16 protein-coding genes are annotated in these 17,759 nt (G+C 61.7%); 11 read left to right on the forward strand and 5 right to left on the reverse strand.

The genetic code is table 11. The features are described from left to right. Window positions 1–47: 47 nt before the first annotated feature. From P3T21_RS25680 to P3T21_RS25690, 3 genes are all read right to left on the reverse strand, one after another. Window positions 48–461 (reverse strand): host attachment protein, encoded by a 414-nt coding sequence (locus P3T21_RS25680; protein ID WP_429258769.1) that lies wholly within the window; start codon window positions 459–461, stop codon window positions 48–50. A 226-nt stretch (window positions 462–687) separates the two neighbouring features. Further along, a complete protein-coding gene (locus P3T21_RS25685; protein ID WP_429258770.1) occupies window positions 688–1,149 on the reverse strand; it encodes a RidA family protein in 462 nt (153 codons plus the stop codon). Window positions 1,150–1,247: 98 nt separating this feature from the next. Next, window positions 1,248–2,093 (reverse strand): IclR family transcriptional regulator, encoded by an 846-nt coding sequence (locus P3T21_RS25690; protein WP_429258771.1) that lies wholly within the window; start codon window positions 2,091–2,093, stop codon window positions 1,248–1,250. 120 nt (window positions 2,094–2,213) lie between these two features. Here P3T21_RS25690 and P3T21_RS25695 point away from each other — a divergent pair, with 120 nt between their 5' ends. The 3 genes from P3T21_RS25695 (at window position 2,214) to P3T21_RS25705 (ending at window position 6,113) form a co-directional block, all read left to right on the forward strand. Further along, a complete protein-coding gene (locus P3T21_RS25695) occupies window positions 2,214–3,413 on the forward strand; it encodes an aminotransferase class V-fold PLP-dependent enzyme (RefSeq protein WP_429258772.1) in 1,200 nt (399 codons plus the stop codon). Between the two features lie 143 nt (window positions 3,414–3,556). After that, window positions 3,557–4,675: a porin gene (locus P3T21_RS25700; protein ID WP_429258773.1), complete on the forward strand. Its 1,119-nt coding sequence runs from the start codon at window positions 3,557–3,559 to the stop codon at window positions 4,673–4,675. Between the two features lie 70 nt (window positions 4,676–4,745). Next, window positions 4,746–6,113, forward strand: a complete 1,368-nt coding sequence (locus tag P3T21_RS25705) for a gluconate:H+ symporter (RefSeq protein ID WP_429258774.1) — start codon at window positions 4,746–4,748, stop codon at window positions 6,111–6,113. 64 nt (window positions 6,114–6,177) lie between these two features. On the opposite strand, the gene P3T21_RS25710 is transcribed toward P3T21_RS25705, so the two are convergent. After that, on the reverse strand, window positions 6,178–6,906 hold the full coding sequence (locus tag P3T21_RS25710; RefSeq protein WP_429258775.1) for a TetR/AcrR family transcriptional regulator: 729 nt from the start codon (window positions 6,904–6,906) through the stop codon (window positions 6,178–6,180). A 301-nt stretch (window positions 6,907–7,207) separates the two neighbouring features. On the opposite strand from P3T21_RS25710, the gene P3T21_RS25715 reads away from it, so the two are divergent. The 6 genes from P3T21_RS25715 to P3T21_RS25740 all read left to right on the forward strand — a co-directional run bounded on the left by P3T21_RS25715 (window position 7,208) and on the right by P3T21_RS25740 (window position 14,878). Beyond that, the gene (locus P3T21_RS25715) at window positions 7,208–8,476 is read left to right on the forward strand and encodes a Zn-dependent hydrolase (RefSeq protein ID WP_429258776.1); all 1,269 of its coding nucleotides are present in this window, start codon (window positions 7,208–7,210) and stop codon (window positions 8,474–8,476) included. Window positions 8,477–8,595: 119 nt separating this feature from the next. Beyond that, window positions 8,596–9,957 (forward strand): NAD(P)-dependent oxidoreductase, encoded by a 1,362-nt coding sequence (locus P3T21_RS25720; RefSeq protein WP_429258777.1) that lies wholly within the window; start codon window positions 8,596–8,598, stop codon window positions 9,955–9,957. A gap of 73 nt (window positions 9,958–10,030) precedes the next feature. After that, the gene (gene preA / locus P3T21_RS25725; protein ID WP_429258778.1) at window positions 10,031–11,344 is read left to right on the forward strand and encodes an NAD-dependent dihydropyrimidine dehydrogenase subunit PreA; all 1,314 of its coding nucleotides are present in this window, start codon (window positions 10,031–10,033) and stop codon (window positions 11,342–11,344) included. Between the two features lie 79 nt (window positions 11,345–11,423). Beyond that, window positions 11,424–12,935, forward strand: coding sequence for an NCS1 family nucleobase:cation symporter-1 (locus P3T21_RS25730; RefSeq protein WP_429258779.1), 1,512 nt, complete (start codon window positions 11,424–11,426; stop codon window positions 12,933–12,935). Between the two features lie 53 nt (window positions 12,936–12,988). Continuing rightward, window positions 12,989–14,440 carry a dihydropyrimidinase gene (gene hydA / locus P3T21_RS25735; protein ID WP_429258780.1) on the forward strand — a complete coding sequence of 484 codons (1,452 nt, stop codon included), beginning with the start codon at window positions 12,989–12,991 and terminating at the stop codon, window positions 14,438–14,440. Window positions 14,441–14,584: 144 nt separating this feature from the next. Further along, a complete protein-coding gene (locus tag P3T21_RS25740) occupies window positions 14,585–14,878 on the forward strand; it encodes a DUF4148 domain-containing protein (RefSeq protein ID WP_429258781.1) in 294 nt (97 codons plus the stop codon). A gap of 106 nt (window positions 14,879–14,984) precedes the next feature. Here P3T21_RS25740 and P3T21_RS25745 read toward each other — a convergent pair whose 3' ends face one another. Next, window positions 14,985–15,491, reverse strand: coding sequence for a GAF domain-containing protein (locus P3T21_RS25745; RefSeq protein ID WP_429258782.1), 507 nt, complete (start codon window positions 15,489–15,491; stop codon window positions 14,985–14,987). A 277-nt stretch (window positions 15,492–15,768) separates the two neighbouring features. Between P3T21_RS25745 and P3T21_RS25750 the strand changes: the two genes are divergently transcribed. Together P3T21_RS25750 and P3T21_RS25755 are read left to right on the forward strand one after the other, a co-directional pair. Then, window positions 15,769–16,680 carry a LysR family transcriptional regulator gene (locus P3T21_RS25750; protein ID WP_429258783.1) on the forward strand — a complete coding sequence of 304 codons (912 nt, stop codon included), beginning with the start codon at window positions 15,769–15,771 and terminating at the stop codon, window positions 16,678–16,680. 281 nt (window positions 16,681–16,961) lie between these two features. After that, window positions 16,962–17,741: an amino acid ABC transporter substrate-binding protein gene (locus P3T21_RS25755; protein ID WP_429258784.1), complete on the forward strand. Its 780-nt coding sequence runs from the start codon at window positions 16,962–16,964 to the stop codon at window positions 17,739–17,741. Window positions 17,742–17,759 lie beyond the last annotated feature (18 nt).

The following is a 17,759-nucleotide window of genomic DNA, read 5'->3' on the forward strand; positions in this document are numbered from 1 at the left end:
TCAGGGAAAGCAGCAATGCGCCCGCCGGGCGGGCGCCCCGGGTGAGTCTATCCGTGCTGTTCGAGATGACGCTGGATGTCTTTGGGGGCCAGCTTGGAGATGTCTTCCGGGATCTCCTCGAAGACCAGTTTGCGGGTCTCGTCGCTCATATGCCGGCGCACGAGGCCGAGAAACCGTGGTTCGATCGCAAGACGGAGCCGGTGGAAGCGCTGCTGGATACGACCCTTGTCCAGATACTCGCCCAGCATGCGGGCAAACTGGTCGCGTGCGGTGTCGTTCGGGCTGTTCGGCGCGGGTTTTCCATTCTGGCCCGGCTCGCCGTTGCGTAGTTCGGGGTCGCGCGTGCGGGCCTGCGGATCGGTGAAGCCTTCAATTTCACGCAGTTCCAGCTTGAGCCCGTGGGTCTCGAAAATACGGGCGCGACTGCCGTCCGCAACAACAACCCAGGAAATCGTGGTCATGCTTTCCTCCTTTAAGGACGTGAGGGCGCACGAGGAACAATAGCGCCCATCGCACGCGCCTGCCGGGATTTCGCCGCAGGCCAGCGCCGGGCGGGGCGCGCAGCGGCGCGCCCCGCAGGCGATTGAAGCGCTCACTTCAAAGATCTGTATCTGGCGAAACAGCGGGAGCGTAGGGCGTCGCGGGACACGATGGCTGCCTGACCGGTTGTGTGACGCACGCGGGCCGTCAATCCCGCACGGCGACGATCGCTTCGATTTCGACGGTAATGTTGCCGGGCAGCGAGCCGACGCCGACAGCCGAACGCGAATGCCGCCCCGCATCGCCCAGGATATCGACGAAGAGATCGGAACAGCCATTGATCACGCGCGGATGCTCGGCGAAATCCGGTGTTGCGTTGACCATGCCGAGCAGCTTGATCACCTGTCTGACGCGGCCCAGATCGCCCAGTTCTGAATGCAGCACGGCCAGCAGGTTCAGACCGACGAGTTGTGCGTGCTGATAGGCTTCATCGGTGGTGACGGTTGCGCCGACCTTGCCGGTCATCAGCATGCCGGCTTCGTTCAGCGGGCCTTGACCCGACAGGAACAGTAGATCGCCTTCGCGCGTGCAGTGGGCGAAATTGCCGATGGGCGTCGGCACCTGCGGGAGGGTCAGGCCGCGTGCGCGCAGCCGGTCGTAACAGTTCATCTGGGATAGCGTTTGCCGTAAGGCAGTAGTTCGGGTGTGTCCGACGATCCGGCCTGCGGAAGGGCCGCGTCGTACTCATGGTCGAAGAGAGGCCCGGCTCAAGGCGCCGCTTCGGGCGTGCGGTGCTGCCAGCCAAGTCGCGCCTCGATTCGCGCGGCCACGTCCTGCAGTGCGTGGGCAAAACGTTCCGCGCCCTGTTCCGCCTTCGACTCCGGCATCACGATCGAAATCGTGAATACGCAGTCGCCTGCCTTATCGAGGACCGGCGCCGCAAGGCACGCCACCGATGCATCCGATTCGCCGATCTGGATCGACAGACGCGACTGGAACGCATCGCGCGCGATCTGCGCGAGCACCTCGGGACGCGTTTCCGAGCGACCCGTCGGCGAAGGTTTCGCATGCTTCTGGAAGAACGCGACGCGCTCGGCATCCGGCAAATGCCCAACCAGCAGACGCCCCGACGCTGTCCAGTTGAGCGGCACGCGGCTGCCGACACGCGACGTCACACGAAAATGACCCGGACCTTCGGCCATCTGCAGCACGACCATCATGCCTTCCTCGAGCCCGCACACCTGCACGGTTTCTTCGACCTGTGCCGAAAGCCGGTGCATTTCCTCGTTCGCGACCGTCAGGTAATCGAGCGAACTCGCGTATGTCAGCCCGTAGCCGTAGAGCCGCGAGCCGAACCAGATCGCGCCTTCGAGCGTGCGCGCGAGCAGGTTCTTTTCCACGAGATCGTTGATGATCGAATAGACCGTCGACAGCGGTGCGCCCAGCGTGCGCGCGACTTCATACGCGGTGACCGGGTGGTTCGCTTCCTGAAGCGCGTCGAAAATCTGCACGGCGCGATCGATCGCGCCGGTGCGCGTGCGCGGCGCGGCGGCGGTCGTTTCGGACGGCTGCGAGGCGTGTTCAGGCTCGGCGGGGCGGGGCGTGCGGGACATCGTGCTCCTTGGAATCGGATTGTTTTTGGCCAGTTGACGCAGGGTTATTGTATGTTAGACTGATACACAATTACAACATATATTCCATAACTAGGAAATAAAATTTCCGGAGGCGTCGCAATGGACATCCGCTCTCGATCTGGCTTACGCCCTGTCATCAATGTCTCGGGCACGATGACGAGCCTTGGCGCGTCCATCGTCGGCGAACCGGTGATCGAGGCGGTGGCGCAGATACTGCCGCAATTCGTCGAGATCGACGATCTGCAGAAGAAAGCGTCGACGGCGATCGCCGCGGCCTGCGGAAGCGAAAGCGGTTACGTGACCGCATCGTGTTCCGCGGCCATCACGCTGTGCATCGCCGCAACCATGACGGGCGACGATCACGGCCTGATCGAGCAGCTTCCGGACACGACCGGGTTGCGCAATGAAGTCGTGATCCAGACCGGTCACCTCGTCAATTATGGCGCACCCATCGACCAGGCGATCCGTCTTGCCGGCGCACGCGTGGTAACTGTTGGCGCCGCAACCGAAGCGCATGGTTATCAGCTGGCGACTGCCATTACAGAGCGCACCACAGCGGCGCTTTACGTCGTCTCGCATCACACGGTCCAGTTCGGCATGATCACGCTCGAAGAATTCATCGCGGTTGCGCATGGAAAGGGCGTGCCGGTGATCGTCGACGCGGCGTCCGAATATGACCTGAAGCGTTTCATCGAAGCGGGCGCGGATCTCGTGCTGTATTCGGCGCACAAATTCCTCGGCGGTCTGACGGCGGGCATCGTCGCGGGCACGAAAGCGCGGGTACGTGCCGCATATTTCCAGAACGGCGGCATTGGCCGGGGCATGAAAGTCGGCAAGGAAGGCATCGTTGGCGCGATCGCTGCGCTCGAAGCGTGGCAGACGCGCGATCACGTTGCGATCCGCGCGCGCGAACGCGGTTACCTGACGCTGTGGCGCGAAGCGCTGAACCGCTTTGCCGGCGTGTGGGCGCAGCTCGATCCCGACCCGACGGGCAATCCGCTCGACCGTCTGAAACTGCATATCGATCCGCAGGAAGCGCGCATTACCGCATGGGATCTCGCCGATGCGCTCGCGCGTCCCCAGCGCGGCGGTGCCCCGGTGATCGTGCGCGACCACGAGGCGGAACTGCATTTCTTCTTCCTCGATCCGTGCAATCTGCACCCGGGCGAAGAACAGACCGTGCTCGCGCGCATCGTCGACGAACTCGAACATGCGCGAAGCGCACCGCAACCCATCGTGACACCGTTCCACCAGCGCGACGCGCGCCATGTGGCTGGACGCAGGAACTGGCCCGACTGACGCACTGATTTTCACCCCTTGAAGTTTGCCTGACCGGGCGCCGGAAATCTCCGGTGCTGCCTTGACTCGTCTGTTTAGTACTCCGTAGGGCGTCGGATGACCATTCTTATCCGGCGTTCGCTTTCTTTTGACTTGAGGAAACCATGAAATATAAGAAGATCTTCCGTACGGCGATCACTGTCGCCGCCGCTGGACTCGCCACGCAGGCCGCGTATGCGCAAAGCAGCGTAACGCTGTATGGCATCGTCGACGCCGGGCTGACCTACACGAACAACCAGAAGGGCAAGAGCAACTTCCAGGCGACGCAGGGCAATGTGCAGGGCTCGCGCTGGGGCCTGCTCGGTACGGAAGATCTGGGTGGCGGCAACAAGGTGTCGTTCAAGCTGGAAAACGGGTTCAGCCTCGAAACGGGTGCGGCAGGTCAGGGCGGCCGCATCTTCGGCCGTAGCGCGTGGGTTGCACTGACGAACAACAAGGCCGGCTCGATCACGCTGGGCCGTCAGTACAACAGCGTGCAGGACTACCTCTCGAACCTGCAGATTAACGGGGTCGGCGCGATGAGCCAGTACGGCAACGCGGTCTACGATAACGACGACCTGAACAACACGTACCGCACGAACAACGCGGTCAAGTACACGACGCCGACCATCGCCGGCCTGACCGCTAACGCGATGTACGCGTTCTCGAACGCGGCAGGTGATTTCTCGAACAACCGCGCGTGGAGCGTCGGCGCCGACTACGTGAACGGGCCGGTCCGCCTCGACGCGGCGTACTCGCTGACGGACCATCCGGCGACGAGCACAACCGGCGCGGCGCCGTCGGACAATTACTACAACACGGGCTCTTCGATCATCAGCAACGTCGCGCGCAACCAGGTGTGGGGCGCGGGCGGCCAGTACGTGTTCGGCCCGGCGATCTTCGCGCTGCTGTACACGAACTCGCAGTTCCAGCTGAACTCGGGCGGCAGCCTGCATTTCACGAACTATGAAGCGAGCGCGCGTTACCAGCTGACGCCCGCGACCCTGCTCGCGCTCGGCTACATCTACACGAACCAGACGAGCAGTTCGGCAATCGCGAAGAACGCCCACTACAACCAGCTAAGCCTTGGCGGCGAGTACTTCCTGTCGAAGACAACGGACCTGTACCTGAACGGCATCTATCAGCGTTCGTCGGGTTCGAAGGCATGGGTTGAGGGCATCTCCAATGCGTCGAGCAACAACGGTCAGTTCGTGACGGTTGCCGGCATCCGCCACAAGTTCTAAACGGACAGAGCCCGCTCGTTGCGCTGAGCGCAGCGGCTGCTCATCGCTCTACACAATAAGGAGAAGAAACATGGCGACCGTCCAGGGAAGTCTGTTGCTCGTCTATGCATTGATCGCCATCATCGCGCTCGTCGTGCTGATCGCGCGCTTCAGGATGAATCCGTTCATCACGTTGATGATGGTGTCGGTGGCGCTGGCGCTTGCCGTCGGCATGCCGATGACGTCGATTCTGAAATCGTTCGAAACAGGTGTGGGTGGCACGCTCGGTCACATTGCGATCGTGGTTGGTCTTGGCACGATGCTCGGCAAGATGATGGCCGAATCGGGCGGGGCGGAGCGTATCGCGCGCACGCTGATCAGCCTGTTCGGGCCTAAGAATGTGCACTGGGCGATGATGTGTATCGCCTTTCTGGTCGGCTTGCCGGTGTTCTTCGAAGTCGGCTTCGTGCTGCTGATCCCGATTGCGTTCAACGTCGCGCAACGGACGGGCACGTCGATGATTCGCGTCGGCATTCCAATGGTGGCGGGCCTTTCCGTCGTGCACGGTCTGATTCCACCGCATCCGGCCGCATTGCTTGCAGTGACGGCATACAACGCGGATATCGGCCACACGATTTTCTACGCGCTGATTGTCGGCATTCCGACTGCGGCGATTGCGGGTCCGCTGTTCTCGAAGCTCATCAGCCGCTTTGTCGTGCTCGATGGCATCAACCCGATGGCGCAGCAGTTCATCGAGCAGGACGCAAAACGTGCGACGCAGGAACTGCCGGGATTCGGCATAACGTTGCTGACGGTGTTGCTGCCCGTACTGCTGATGCTGGTGGGTAGCTGGGCCGATGTCATTGCACCGGCGAAGTCGACGGCGAACAACATACTGCGTCTGATTGGTCACCCGGACATGGCGCTGCTGCTTGCGGTGCTGCTGAGCTTCTACACGTTTGGCGTGACGCGTGGCTTTGGGCGTGAGCAGATCCTCAAGTTCACCAACGAATGCCTGGCGCCGACGGCAAGCATCACGCTGGTGGTGGGTGCAGGCGCGGGCTTTGGCCGCATCCTGATCGACAGCGGCGCGTCGAAGGCGATTGTCGATGTGGCGACCGGTGCGCATGTGCCGCTGCTGATTCTGGCGTGGCTCGTGGCGGCGCTGATTCGTGTCGCAACGGGGTCGGCGACGGTTGCAATGGCAACGGCTGCGGGCATCATCGCGCCGATCGCAGCGGCCGCGGCTGCAACGGGTGGTGTGCGTCCCGAACTGCTTGTGCTCGCGACGGGTGCGGGATCGCTGATCCTGTCGCACGTGAACGACGGTGGCTTCTGGCTCGTGAAGGAATACTTCGGCATGACCGTGCCGCAGACCTTCAAGACATGGACCGTCTGCGAGACGATCATTTCGATCACCGCTTTAGCCTTTACTCTGGGACTTGCTGCGGTGGTTTGATCGAATGAGATTGACCTGACGCAGCAGGGAAGGGACGCGCATGAGCAGGGGCGCGTCCCTTTTTCTATTTGGCGCTCGCCGCTTTGGCACCGCACGCCCGAATCACTAGAGCGACGACCTGTTCGGTCGATTCGTCGAAAGCCTTCTTCGAGAGCGCACGCTTGCCGGCCAGCGCTTCGATCTGCGCGTCGAAATCGGCGTAGTGCTGGGTCATCGCCCAGATCATGAAGAGGAACGTGCGCGCATCAATGGGCGCGAGCAGCCCGCGTGCGATCCAGTCGTTGATCACGACGACGCGCGTCTCCATCCATGGCTTCACGCGACCCGCCAGGATGTCCTGCATGTGCGTCGCGCCGCGAATGATTTCGTTCGCCCACACCTTCGAGGCAAGTGGACGACGCCGCGACAGTTCCATCTTGGCGCGCACATAGCCGCCGATTGCCTCAACCGGATCGTCGCTGCGGTCGAACGTATCCGCGGCGCGGTACCACTCCTCGAAGATGTCATCGAGCACGCGTCGGTAAAGCGCAAGCTTTGTCGGGAAGTAGTAATGCAGGTTCGCTTTAGGGAGACCCGCACGTTCCGCGATCATCGCTGTGCTAGTGCCTTCAAGACCACGCTCTGCAAAAACGGCTTCCGCGCACGCGAGCAGATGCGCCTCGTTCGTGTTGCGGATGTGTGCCTTGCGCCGCCGCATTGGCTTTGCCGCTTCTTCGTCTTCGACGGTCATTGCTGGCGCATCGTCACTTTTCATCATGGCCTCGTGTGGCTCGGGTGCCGCGTCGCGCCTCATTGTAGTCGCAATGCGGCCTGCAAACGCGTAGTGTCGTACACATGCGAACGACGTGCCTTCCGGCATGTTGCAGCGCAATGGCACGCTTTTCGCTCAGTGAGAAGTCATTGAAATATAGCCGGTAATCGTCTACAACCTGTCCAACTGGACAGGATTGGTTGAGCAGGGAAAACACGTAGACGGTGAAGGTCGCCGTGTGCACCGCAGGCGGGCGCGATGCCCCACGACGTGTCGGCGATGCACCGCGTTTGCGTACGGAATGGCCCATTTGAATGTCCCGATTCGGTGAGGAGAGAGACTGATGAACGCAGTGACGGAAGCAGGGCTCGACGTGTCGATCAAGGTGAACGGCCAGCGTCTTTGGGACAGTCTCATGACGATGGCGAAGATCGGCGCGACGCCTAAAGGCGGCGTCTGCCGTCTGGCGCTAACGGATCTCGATCGCGAAGGGCGCGACCTGATCGTGAGCTGGGCAAAGGAGGCGGGTTGCACCGTCAGCGTCGATCAGATGGGCAACGTATTCATGCGACGCGCGGGCCGCAATGCATCGGCGTTGCCGGTGATGACCGGCTCGCATGCCGATTCGCAGCCTACGGGCGGTCGTTTTGATGGCATCTACGGCGTGCTCGGTGGCCTTGAAGTCATTCGTAGCCTCAACGATTACGGCATCGAGACCGAGCATCCGGTCGAAGTCGTGATCTGGACCAACGAGGAAGGCTCCCGCTTTGCGCCGGCGATGGTTGCATCCGGCGTGTTTGCGGGCGTGTTTACCCTCGACTACGGTCTTTCGCGCAAGGACGTCGACGGCAAGACGATCGGCGAAGAACTCAAACGTATCGGCTACGCAGGCGATATTCCGTGCGGCGGCCGGCCGGTTCATGCTGCGTTCGAACTGCATATCGAGCAAGGCCCGATTCTCGAAGCCGAACACAAAACGATTGGGGTCGTGACCGACGCGCAAGGTCAGCGCTGGTACGAGGTCGTGCTCACCGGGCAGGAGGCGCATGCAGGTCCGACGCCGATGCCGCGTCGGCGCGATGCGTTGCTGGGTGCGTCGCGTGTGGTCGATCTCGTGAATCGCGTCGGGCTGAATCACGCGCCGTTCGGCTGCGCGACGGTCGGCATGATGCAGGTGTATCCAAACTCACGCAACGTGATTCCGGGGCGCGTGTTCTTCACGGTCGACTTCCGTCATCCCGACGATGCCGTGCTCGCGCAGATGGATGCGGAGCTGCGTGAGGGCGTCGCGCGCATTGCGGGCGAAATCGGCCTTGAAACGCAGCTCGAACAGATCTTTTACTACAAGCCGGTCGCGTTCGACGCGGCTTGCGTCAAGTCAGTCCGCGCGGCTGCCGAACGCTTCGGCTATCCCAATCGAGACATCGTGTCAGGCGCGGGTCACGACGCCTGCTATCTGTCGCAGGTTGCGCCGACATCGATGGTGTTCGTGCCGTGCGTCGACGGCATCAGTCACAACGAGATCGAAGACGCCACGATCGAATGGATCGAAGCGGGCGCGAACGTACTGCTGCACGCGATGCTGGAGCGAGCGTGTGAGCCCGCTTCGTAGCCGCTGCCCAACCCCTCTTTGCTAAACGCTCTTTGAAGTTTGTTTCCTGATTTCGATGCTGGCCTGGCTTAAGGCAAAGCCAGCGGGTTCGTGTTGTTTCTCTTGTCGAAGGAGCGCGCATGGCTACGAAGGAAACCGGCGATATCGCCGCAGGCCGACTACAGGCCGACCAGCTCGCGTGTCAGTTTACCGACGTCGCGCCGTTGCTTGAACCCGGCGCGGCGGCGATTGCCGCGAGCCGCTGTCACTACTGCTACGACGCACCGTGTGTGAACGCGTGTCCCACGCAGATCGATATTCCCGGTTTTATCCGCAAGATCGGCAACGGCAATCTAAAAGGCGCAGCGGTCGACATTCTCTCCGCGAATCCGTTAGGCGGTATGTGCGCGCGAGTGTGCCCGACGGAAATTCTTTGCGAAGGCGCTTGCGTGCGCAACCATCAGGACGAAAAGCCCGTCGCGATCGGTGCTTTGCAACGTCATGCAACCGACTGGGCGATGGCGCGTGATCTCAGGCTGTTCAGGCGTGCGGCGGAAACGGGTCGACATGTTGCTGTAGTCGGCGCGGGCCCGGCTGGGCTTGCGTGCGCACATCGGCTAGCGCTTGGCGGTCATCGCGTGACGCTATTCGACGCGCGCCCCAAAGCCGGTGGCCTTAACGAATATGGCATCGCCGCTTATAAAACCGTCGATGAATACGCGCAAAGGGAAGTCGACTGGCTGCTTTCAGTCGGCGGCATCGAACTAAAGACGGGCGTCGCGCTCGGTCGAGATGTGACGCTCACTGAGCTCCGCCAGCAACACGACGCAGTGTTTCTCGCAGTCGGCCTAACGGGCGTCAAGGCGTTGCAGATCGAAGGCGAAGCGCTGGATGGCGTCGAAAACGCCGTCGATTTCATCGCGCGCCTGCGTCAGGCGGACGATCTTTCGACGCTGCCGGTCGGCCGTCGCGTGGTGGTGATCGGCGGTGGCAATACCGCGATCGACGCGGCGGTGCAAAGCCGCAAGCTCGGCGCCGAAAGCGTATCGATGGTGTACCGGCGCGGCGTCGACGCAATGAGCGCGACGTGGGCAGAGCGGGAATTCGCGCAGACACAGGGTGTATCGATCGTGTTGTACGCGCAACCCGTGCGTTTGCTGGGTGACGGCAGGACGGTCACCGGCGTTGAATTCGAGCGCACGCACGAAGACGGTGGACGCCCTGTCGGCACAGGCGAGCGCTTCACCATCGCCGCCGATGTCGTACTGAAGGCAATCGGCCAGACACTCGTCGCGACAGGACTCGATGCTGAAATCCTGGCAACGGACGGCACACGTATCGCGGTCGATGAAGAACGACGTACGTCGCTGGACAACGTCTGGGCAGGCGGGGACTGCGCGGCCACCGGCCTCGATCTGACTGTGCAGGCGGTACAGGACGGCAAGCTCGCAGCGGCATCGATCGATCGCGTGTTCGCACGCACGGCGATGCGCGCAGCGTAACGACGGTACGAGCAGGGCGCGTGCCTCGATGCAACGCGCAGCGATAAAAAGCGATCACCCCACGGAGCCAGATATGGCCGATCTTCGTTGCACCATCGCCGGCATCACGTCGCCGAATCCTTTCTGGCTGGCCTCCGCGCCACCCACCGATAAGGCCTATAACGTCAATCGCGCATTCGAAGCGGGCTGGGGCGGCGTCGTGTGGAAGACGCTCGGCCTCGATCCGCATGTCGTCAATGTGAGCTCGCGCTACGGCGCGGTGCAGTGGAATGGCCAGCGCATCGCGGGCCTGAATAATATCGAACTGATCACCGATCGTCCGCTCGACGAGAACCTGCGCGAGATCGCACAGGTGAAGCGCGACTGGCCCGATCGCGCGATGATCGTTTCGCTGATGGTGCCGTGCAATGAGCGTGACTGGAAGTGGATCCTGCCGCTTGTCGAAGACACCGGCGCCGATGCGGTCGAGCTGAACTTCGGCTGTCCGCATGGCATGAGCGAACGCGGCATGGGCGCAGCCGTGGGGCAGGTGCCGGAATACATCGAGATGGTCACGCGCTGGGTCAAGGAAGGCTCGCGCCTGCCTTGCCTCGTGAAGCTCACACCGAATATCACCGACATTCGCCTCGGCTCGCGCGCGGCATACAAAGGCGGCGCGGACGGCGTGTCGCTCATCAACACGATCAACTCCATCGTCGCGGTGGATCTCGACGAAATGGCGCCGCTGCCGACCGTCGATGGCAAAGGCACGCACGGCGGTTATTGCGGCCCTGCAGTCAAGCCGATTGCGCTGAACATGGTTGCGGAGATCGCGCGTGATACTGAAACGCCAGGCTTGCCGATCTCGGGCATCGGCGGCATCACGACGTGGCGCGACGCCGCCGAATTCATGGTGCTGGGCGCGGGCAGCGTGCAGGTGTGTACCGCTGCGATGCACTACGGCTTTCGCATCGTCTCCGACATGGCCGATGGCCTGTCGAACTGGATGGACGAAAAAGGCTATGCAACGCTCGACGATATTTGCGGACGTGCCGTGCCGAATGTCACTGACTGGAAGTTCCTGAACCTCAGCTACGACATCAAGGCGCGCATCGATCAGGACAAGTGCATCCAGTGCGGCCTGTGCCACATCGCGTGCGAGGACACCGCGCATCAGGCAATCCTCCGCGAGAAAGATGGCGTGCGTCACTTCGAAGTGATCGACGCGCACTGCGTCGGATGCAACCTCTGCATGCACGTGTGTCCGGTCGATCAGTGCATCACGATGGAGCGCGTCGATGCGGGCGCGTATTCGAACTGGACCACGCATCCGAACAATCCTTCTGCAGTCACAGCAACAACCGACGAAACCGTAGCACCAGCACCTGTATCCGCACACGCGGCCTAGTGGTCTACACACGCTGGACGCATCGCACTTCACCACTTAACGACGATGCGCCAGTTTTTCGACGATGGGAGAGCCTTCGATGAATCAGTCTGCTGGAACCAGCGATTCGCTATTGCAACCGGGCGTACGCAACAGTTCGCTCTATAACGACGACCTCGCGCCGACCGGCAAGGCGCAGCGCACGTGGAAGTGGTATCACTTCGCCGCGCTGTGGGTCGGCATGGTGATGAACATCGCGTCATACATGCTCGCGGCCGGTTTGACGGAGCAGGGTATGTCGCCGTGGCAGGCCGTGGCGACCGTGCTGCTCGGCAACCTCATCGTGCTTGTGCCGATGCTGTTGATCGGTCATGCAGGTGCGAAGCATGGCATTCCGTATGCGGTGCTCGTGCGGTCGTCGTTCGGCACGCAAGGGGCGAAACTGCCGGCGTTGTTGCGGGCAATCGTCGCGTGTGGCTGGTACGGCATTCAAACGTGGCTGGGTGGCAGCGCGATCTACGTGCTGCTCAACATTCTCACGGGCAATGCGTTGCAGGGCACGCCGCTGCCATTCATCGACATTTCGATCGGGCAGGCCGCGTGTTTCCTCGCGTTCTGGGCGTTGCAGATCTACTTCATCGTCAATGGCACCGATTCGATTCGCTGGCTCGAAAGCTGGTCCGCGCCGATCAAGGTGGTGATGTGTATCGCGCTGGTGTGGTGGGCGACATCGAAAGCGGGCGGCGTCGGTTCGATGCTGTCGACGCCTTCGCAGTTCGCTGCGGGCGGCAAGAAGGAAGGTCTTTTCTGGGTCACGTTCTGGCCGGGTCTTACGGCGATGGTCGGTTTCTGGGCGACGCTCGCGCTGAATATTCCGGACTTCACGCGGTTTGCGCGGACGCAGCGCGACCAGATGGTCGGTCAGGCAATCGGCCTGCCGGTGCCAATGGCCTTGCTGTCGGTGATCTCGGTGGTGGTGACGTCCGCGACGGTTGTGATCTACGGCAAGGCAATCTGGGATCCGATCGACCTGACAAGCCGTATGACAGGCGTCGGCGTGGGCATCGCGCTCATCATCCTGACGCTCGACACGATGTGCTGCAATCTTGCGGCGAATCTCGTCGGGCCCGCCTACGATTTTTCGAGTCTCTGGCCGAAGGGCATTTCATACAAGACGGGCGGCATGATCACCGCGACCATCGCAATCGTGATGATGCCGTGGAAGATTCTCGCGACCACGCAGGGCTATATCTTCACGTGGCTCGTCGGGTACTCGGCGTTGCTCGGTCCGGTAGCGGGCATCATGATGGTCGACTACTTCCTGATTCGCGGCACGCGTCTCGATCATCACGAACTCTTCGACGAAAACGGCGAATATGCGTACACGGGCGGCTGGAACATGGCGGCGGTCGTCTCGCTGGCGATCGGCGTGTTGCCGAATCTGCCGGGCTTTCTGCATACCGCGTTTCCCGCTGCGTTCCCGAACGTGCCGGAAGTGTTCAACACGCTCTATACGTATGCATGGTTTGTGGGTCTGGCGCTGGCGGCGATTATCTACGGCGTGTGGATGAAGCTCGGCAAGCGTGCAAGTCCGGGTATCGCGCGCGCCTGAACCGACCGTTTCGATGCTTGTAGCGTTGAGAGTCAACCGAAGGAGACTGCAGCATGGCAACCCTGATTCGTGGCGGGACGGTGGTCGACGCCAACCAGACATATCGCGCCGACGTGTTGTGTCATGACAGCGCAGAAGGCGGCGCCATCGCGCAGATTGGCGTCGATCTGGACGCGCCCGCGGGCGCGACCGTGATCGACGCAGGCGGGCAATACGTGATGCCTGGCGGCATCGATCCGCACACGCATATGGAACTGCCGTTCATGGGCACGACAGCCAGCGACGACTTCTATAGCGGCACCGCTGCCGGTCTCGCGGGCGGCACGACCAGCATCATCGACTTCGTGATCCCGTCGCCGCGCCAGCCGCTGATGGCGGCGTTCAACGACTGGCGTGGCTGGGCTGAGAAGGCTGCGTCGGACTACGGCTTTCACGTCGCCGTGACGTGGTGGGACGAGTCGGTGCATCGCGACATGGGGACGCTCGTGCACGAGCATGGCGTGTCGAGCTTCAAGCACTTCATGGCCTACAAGAACGCGATCATGGCCGACGATGAGGTCCTCGTGAACAGTTTCGCACGCGCGCTTGAACTTGGTGCGCTGCCGACGGTGCACGCGGAAAATGGCGAGCTCGTGTTCCAGTTGCAGCGCCAGCTCCTCGCGCGCGGCTTTACAGGACCGGAAGCGCATCCGTTGTCGCGACCGCCGGAAGTGGAGGGCGAAGCGGCCAATCGCGCCATCCGCATCGCACAGGTGCTCGGCGTGCCCGTGTATATCGTGCACGTTTCCGCTAAAGATGCACTCGATGCTGTGATCCGCGCGCATAGCGAAGGCCAGCGTGTCTTCGCCGAAGTGCTCGCGGGACATCTCGTGATCGACGAATCGGTCTATCGCGACACCGACTGGGGACGTGCGGCCGCGCACGTGATGAGCCCGCCGTTCCGCACGAAAGAGCATCGCGATGCGTTATGGCGCGGGCTGCAGGGCGGCCATCTGCACACCACTGCAACCGATCATTGCGTGTTCTGCGCGTCGCAGAAAGCAATGGGACGGGAAGACTTCACGAAGATTCCGAACGGCTGCGGCGGCGTCGAAGACCGCATGTCGATTCTCTGGCATCACGGCGTGAATACGGGGCGCCTCACGCCTAACGAGTTTGTGCGCGTGACATCAACGAACGCCGCGCAGATTTTCAACCTGTATCCACGCAAAGGCGCGGTCGAAGTGGGCGCCGACGCGGACCTCGTCGTCTGGGATCCGAAGGCGACGCGCACGATCTCCGTGAAGACGCATCACCAGAACGTCGACTTCAACGTATTCGAAGGGATGAACGTGCAGGGCGTGGCGACGCATACGCTTTCGCGCGGTCACGTGGCGTGGGCCAATGGCGATCTGCGCGCGCAGCGCGGCGCGGGACGCTATCTGAAGCGGCCACCCAACCCGGCATATTTCGAAGCGGTGCGCGTCGCCAATCGTTTGAAGGCAGTGGAGCCGGTAGCGCGTTGAGCGTGCGCGATTCTTCACTTTTTTTGTGATTATCTTTTACCGATGGAGGGATTTAAGCGGGCGAATGCTTTGATTATCCTGATCTCACGCGTTTCATACATGGTGTCTGAAGCGGTTCACACGGAAGATCTGGAGGTCGTTGTCATGAAAGCCCGTCTATATGGTGTCGCCGCTGCTGCCCTGACTGCTGCCACGCTGCTCGCCGCGCCGCTCGCATCGTATGCGCAGCAGTCGAACAACACGGTCACGCGCGCACAGGTGAAAGCCGAGCTTGCTGAACTCGAACGCGCAGGCTACCACCCCGGTATGAATGAGGTGAATTATCCGGTCGATCTTGAGACCGCTGAGGCGAAAGTGGCCGCCAACCACGCTGGTGCACCCGGCGACACGGGCTACGGCGCGGGTACGACCAGCTCGGCCCAGTCGGGCGGGCAGTAGGATCGAAAGCCTGAAGCCAGTTGTCCTCTACCGGCGCATGCGGCGTCGATTAAACCGGATGTCCGTTTAAGGCATCCGGTTTTTTTACACGCGTGGACGCCGCTCGTTATAGGACAGCGTCTGAGGGGGTAAGCGTCGCCACCAGCACGGCAGCGATCGCTTCGATGCCGTCGCGGTCTTCTTCGGTGAAACGCGACGGGAGCGGGCTGTCGATATCGAGCACGCCAAGCAGCGCGCCATCGCGCATCACGAGTGGCACCACCAGTTCCGAGCGCGACGCTGAATCGCACGCAATGTGCCCCGCGAATGCGTTGACGTCCGGCACGAGTTGCGTCTCGCGGGTTTGCGCGGCGGTGCCGCACACGCCGCGGCCCATGGCGATGCGCACGCATGCTGGTTTGCCCTGAAACGGTCCGACCACGAGCTCGCCTTCGACGAGAAAATAGAAGCCTGCCCAGTTCACGTCCGGCATCGCGTTGAACAGCAGCGCAGAAAGGTTCGCGGCATTGGCGACGAGATTCGTTTCGTCCGCGAGCAGTCCGCGAGCCTGTGCGGCCAGCTCGATATAGAAATCGCGCTTTGGCAACGCGGTGGAGACGGTTCCCTGAAACATGGCGGTATACCCTGCGTAGTCACTGCATGAAAGACGCCTGCGTGGCGTCGGGCCGCAACTGACGCAGCCCGGGCCGTGATTCTCCCACCTTTGGCTCAATCCTGCCCGCGGGCACACCACACCGGTCGCGCCAGTCCGGGCACGTCCGCTACCCGCAACGCGTTTATTCGTCAACGCATACAATAATCGGGCACGTATGCCCGCATCGGGACGCCGATATTCCTCACGTCACGGCTGCAGATGAATCGCCCCTGCGTGCGTCGATCAAGGGACGCCCATGGATCACCTCGAATCGCTGCGTATCTTCTGCACCGTAGTCGAAGTTCGCAGTTTTACGCGCGCGGCGCGGGTACACGGTCTGTCGACGCCGGCCATTTCCCGCTCGGTGAGCGAACTCGAAACGCGCCTCGGCGTGCGCCTCTTTCAACGTTCGACGCGTCATATCTCGACCACCGAAGTCGCGGAGCAGTTTTTCAAGGGCTGTTCGCGACTTCTGGCGGAACTCGATGCGCTGGAAGCGCAGGCGCGTCACGGTGTGAGCGAACCGACGGGTGTGCTCAGGGTGGTTGCGCACACAACCGCCACCGTGAACCTGCTCGTGCCGCTGATAGCAGGCTTCAAGAAAGAGTTTCCGACGGTGCATCTCGATCTCACGCTGAGCGAGCGACCCGTCGATCTGATCGAGGAGGGCTACGATCTCGGCATCCTGCTGCCGTTCATGCTGACGAGCGATCAGATGATCACGCGCCCGCTCACGCGCATCGCGATGGTCGTGGTGACGTCGCCCGCCTATCTGAAGACGCACGCGCGCCCCGACACGCCGGAAGACCTCGTGCGACATGAGTTCGTTGCGCTGTCGCCGTCGATTCAGGGTTTGCCTTTGCGCTTTCGGCGCGACGACGAAGAAACGACCGTCGATCTGAACGTTGAGATCTCGTCCAACAACGCGTCGCTAAGAAAGGAGATGGTGCTGAATGGCTTCGGGCTGGGCGCATTGCCGCGCTCGTTGATCGAAGACGAACTGCGTGATGGCCGGCTCGTGCAACTGCTGGAAAACTACGAATTGCTCGACAACGATATTGAGTTGCGGCTCGCGTATAGCAACCGCAAATTCATGCCCGCGAAAGTGCGCGCGTTCGTCGACTATGCGACGGCCTTTTACGCAGCAGCGCCGATCGATAGCCCGTAGGCAGTCACGTTAGCGAAGCGGCGCGCTACACGTCCAGGAGCAACTTTGAAAGCAACGGCCCGATAGGCGAACGTTCCGTCGCCGCAGTATCATTCTGCCCGCCGCGTGCTTCCTGCGGCTCAGCCTACCTTTTTATAACTATAAGTAATATAAATCGCCATCGAAATGCTTTGTGGAAATAAGGGGTCTTTGCTACAGTCCGCTGCGCTCTTCGGACCGGTAGCATTGCAAACACGCAAAGCGCGCCGAAGCCGGACCTACAACACCAAGAGGACTATTTGATGAAATCGATTCGCTCCATTCTGCTGGTCGGCCTGCTGCAGGCTGTCGTCGCAACCTCGGCCTTCGCCGCTGACGGACTCGCGCAGATCAAATCGGCGGGCGTGTTCAAGATCGGCACCGAAGGCACGTACGCACCGTTCACGTTCCACGATGCGTCGAACCAGCTGACCGGCTTCGACGTCGAAATCGGCCGCGCGATCGCGCAGCGTCTGGGCGTGAAGGCCGAGTTCATCGAAGGCAAGTGGGACGGCCTGATCGCCGGCCTGGATGCCAACCGCTACGACGCCGTGATCAATGAAGTGTCGATCACCGACGCACGCAAGGCCAAGTACGATTTCTCGAGCCCGTACATCACGTCGCACGCGGCGCTGATCGTGCGTTCGGACAATACGACCATCAAGACCTTCGACGACCTGAAGGGCAAGAAGTCGGCGAACACGCTGACCAGCAACTTCGGCAAGATGGCGGCCGCACACGGCGCGGAAGTCGTGCCGGTGCAAGGCTTCAACGAATCGATCGACCTGCTGACGTCGGGCCGCGTCGATGCGACGGTGAACGATTCGCTGTCGTACCTCGACTTCAAGAAGCACAAGCCGGACGCGAAGGTGAAGATCGCCGCGCTGGATGAATCTTCTGAAAGCGACCAGTCGGGCGTGCTGATCCGCAAGGGCAATCCGGAACTGCAGGCTGCGATCAACAAGGCGCTCGCCGACATGAAGGCCGACGGGACCTACGACAAGATCTCGAACAAGTACTTCGGCAAAGACGTATCCAAGTAAAGCCTCAAAAGCGAGCCT

Origin of the sequence: Paraburkholderia sp. GAS334, assembly GCF_050436625.1 — a bacterium.
Lineage (GTDB): Bacteria > Pseudomonadota > Gammaproteobacteria > Burkholderiales > Burkholderiaceae > Paraburkholderia.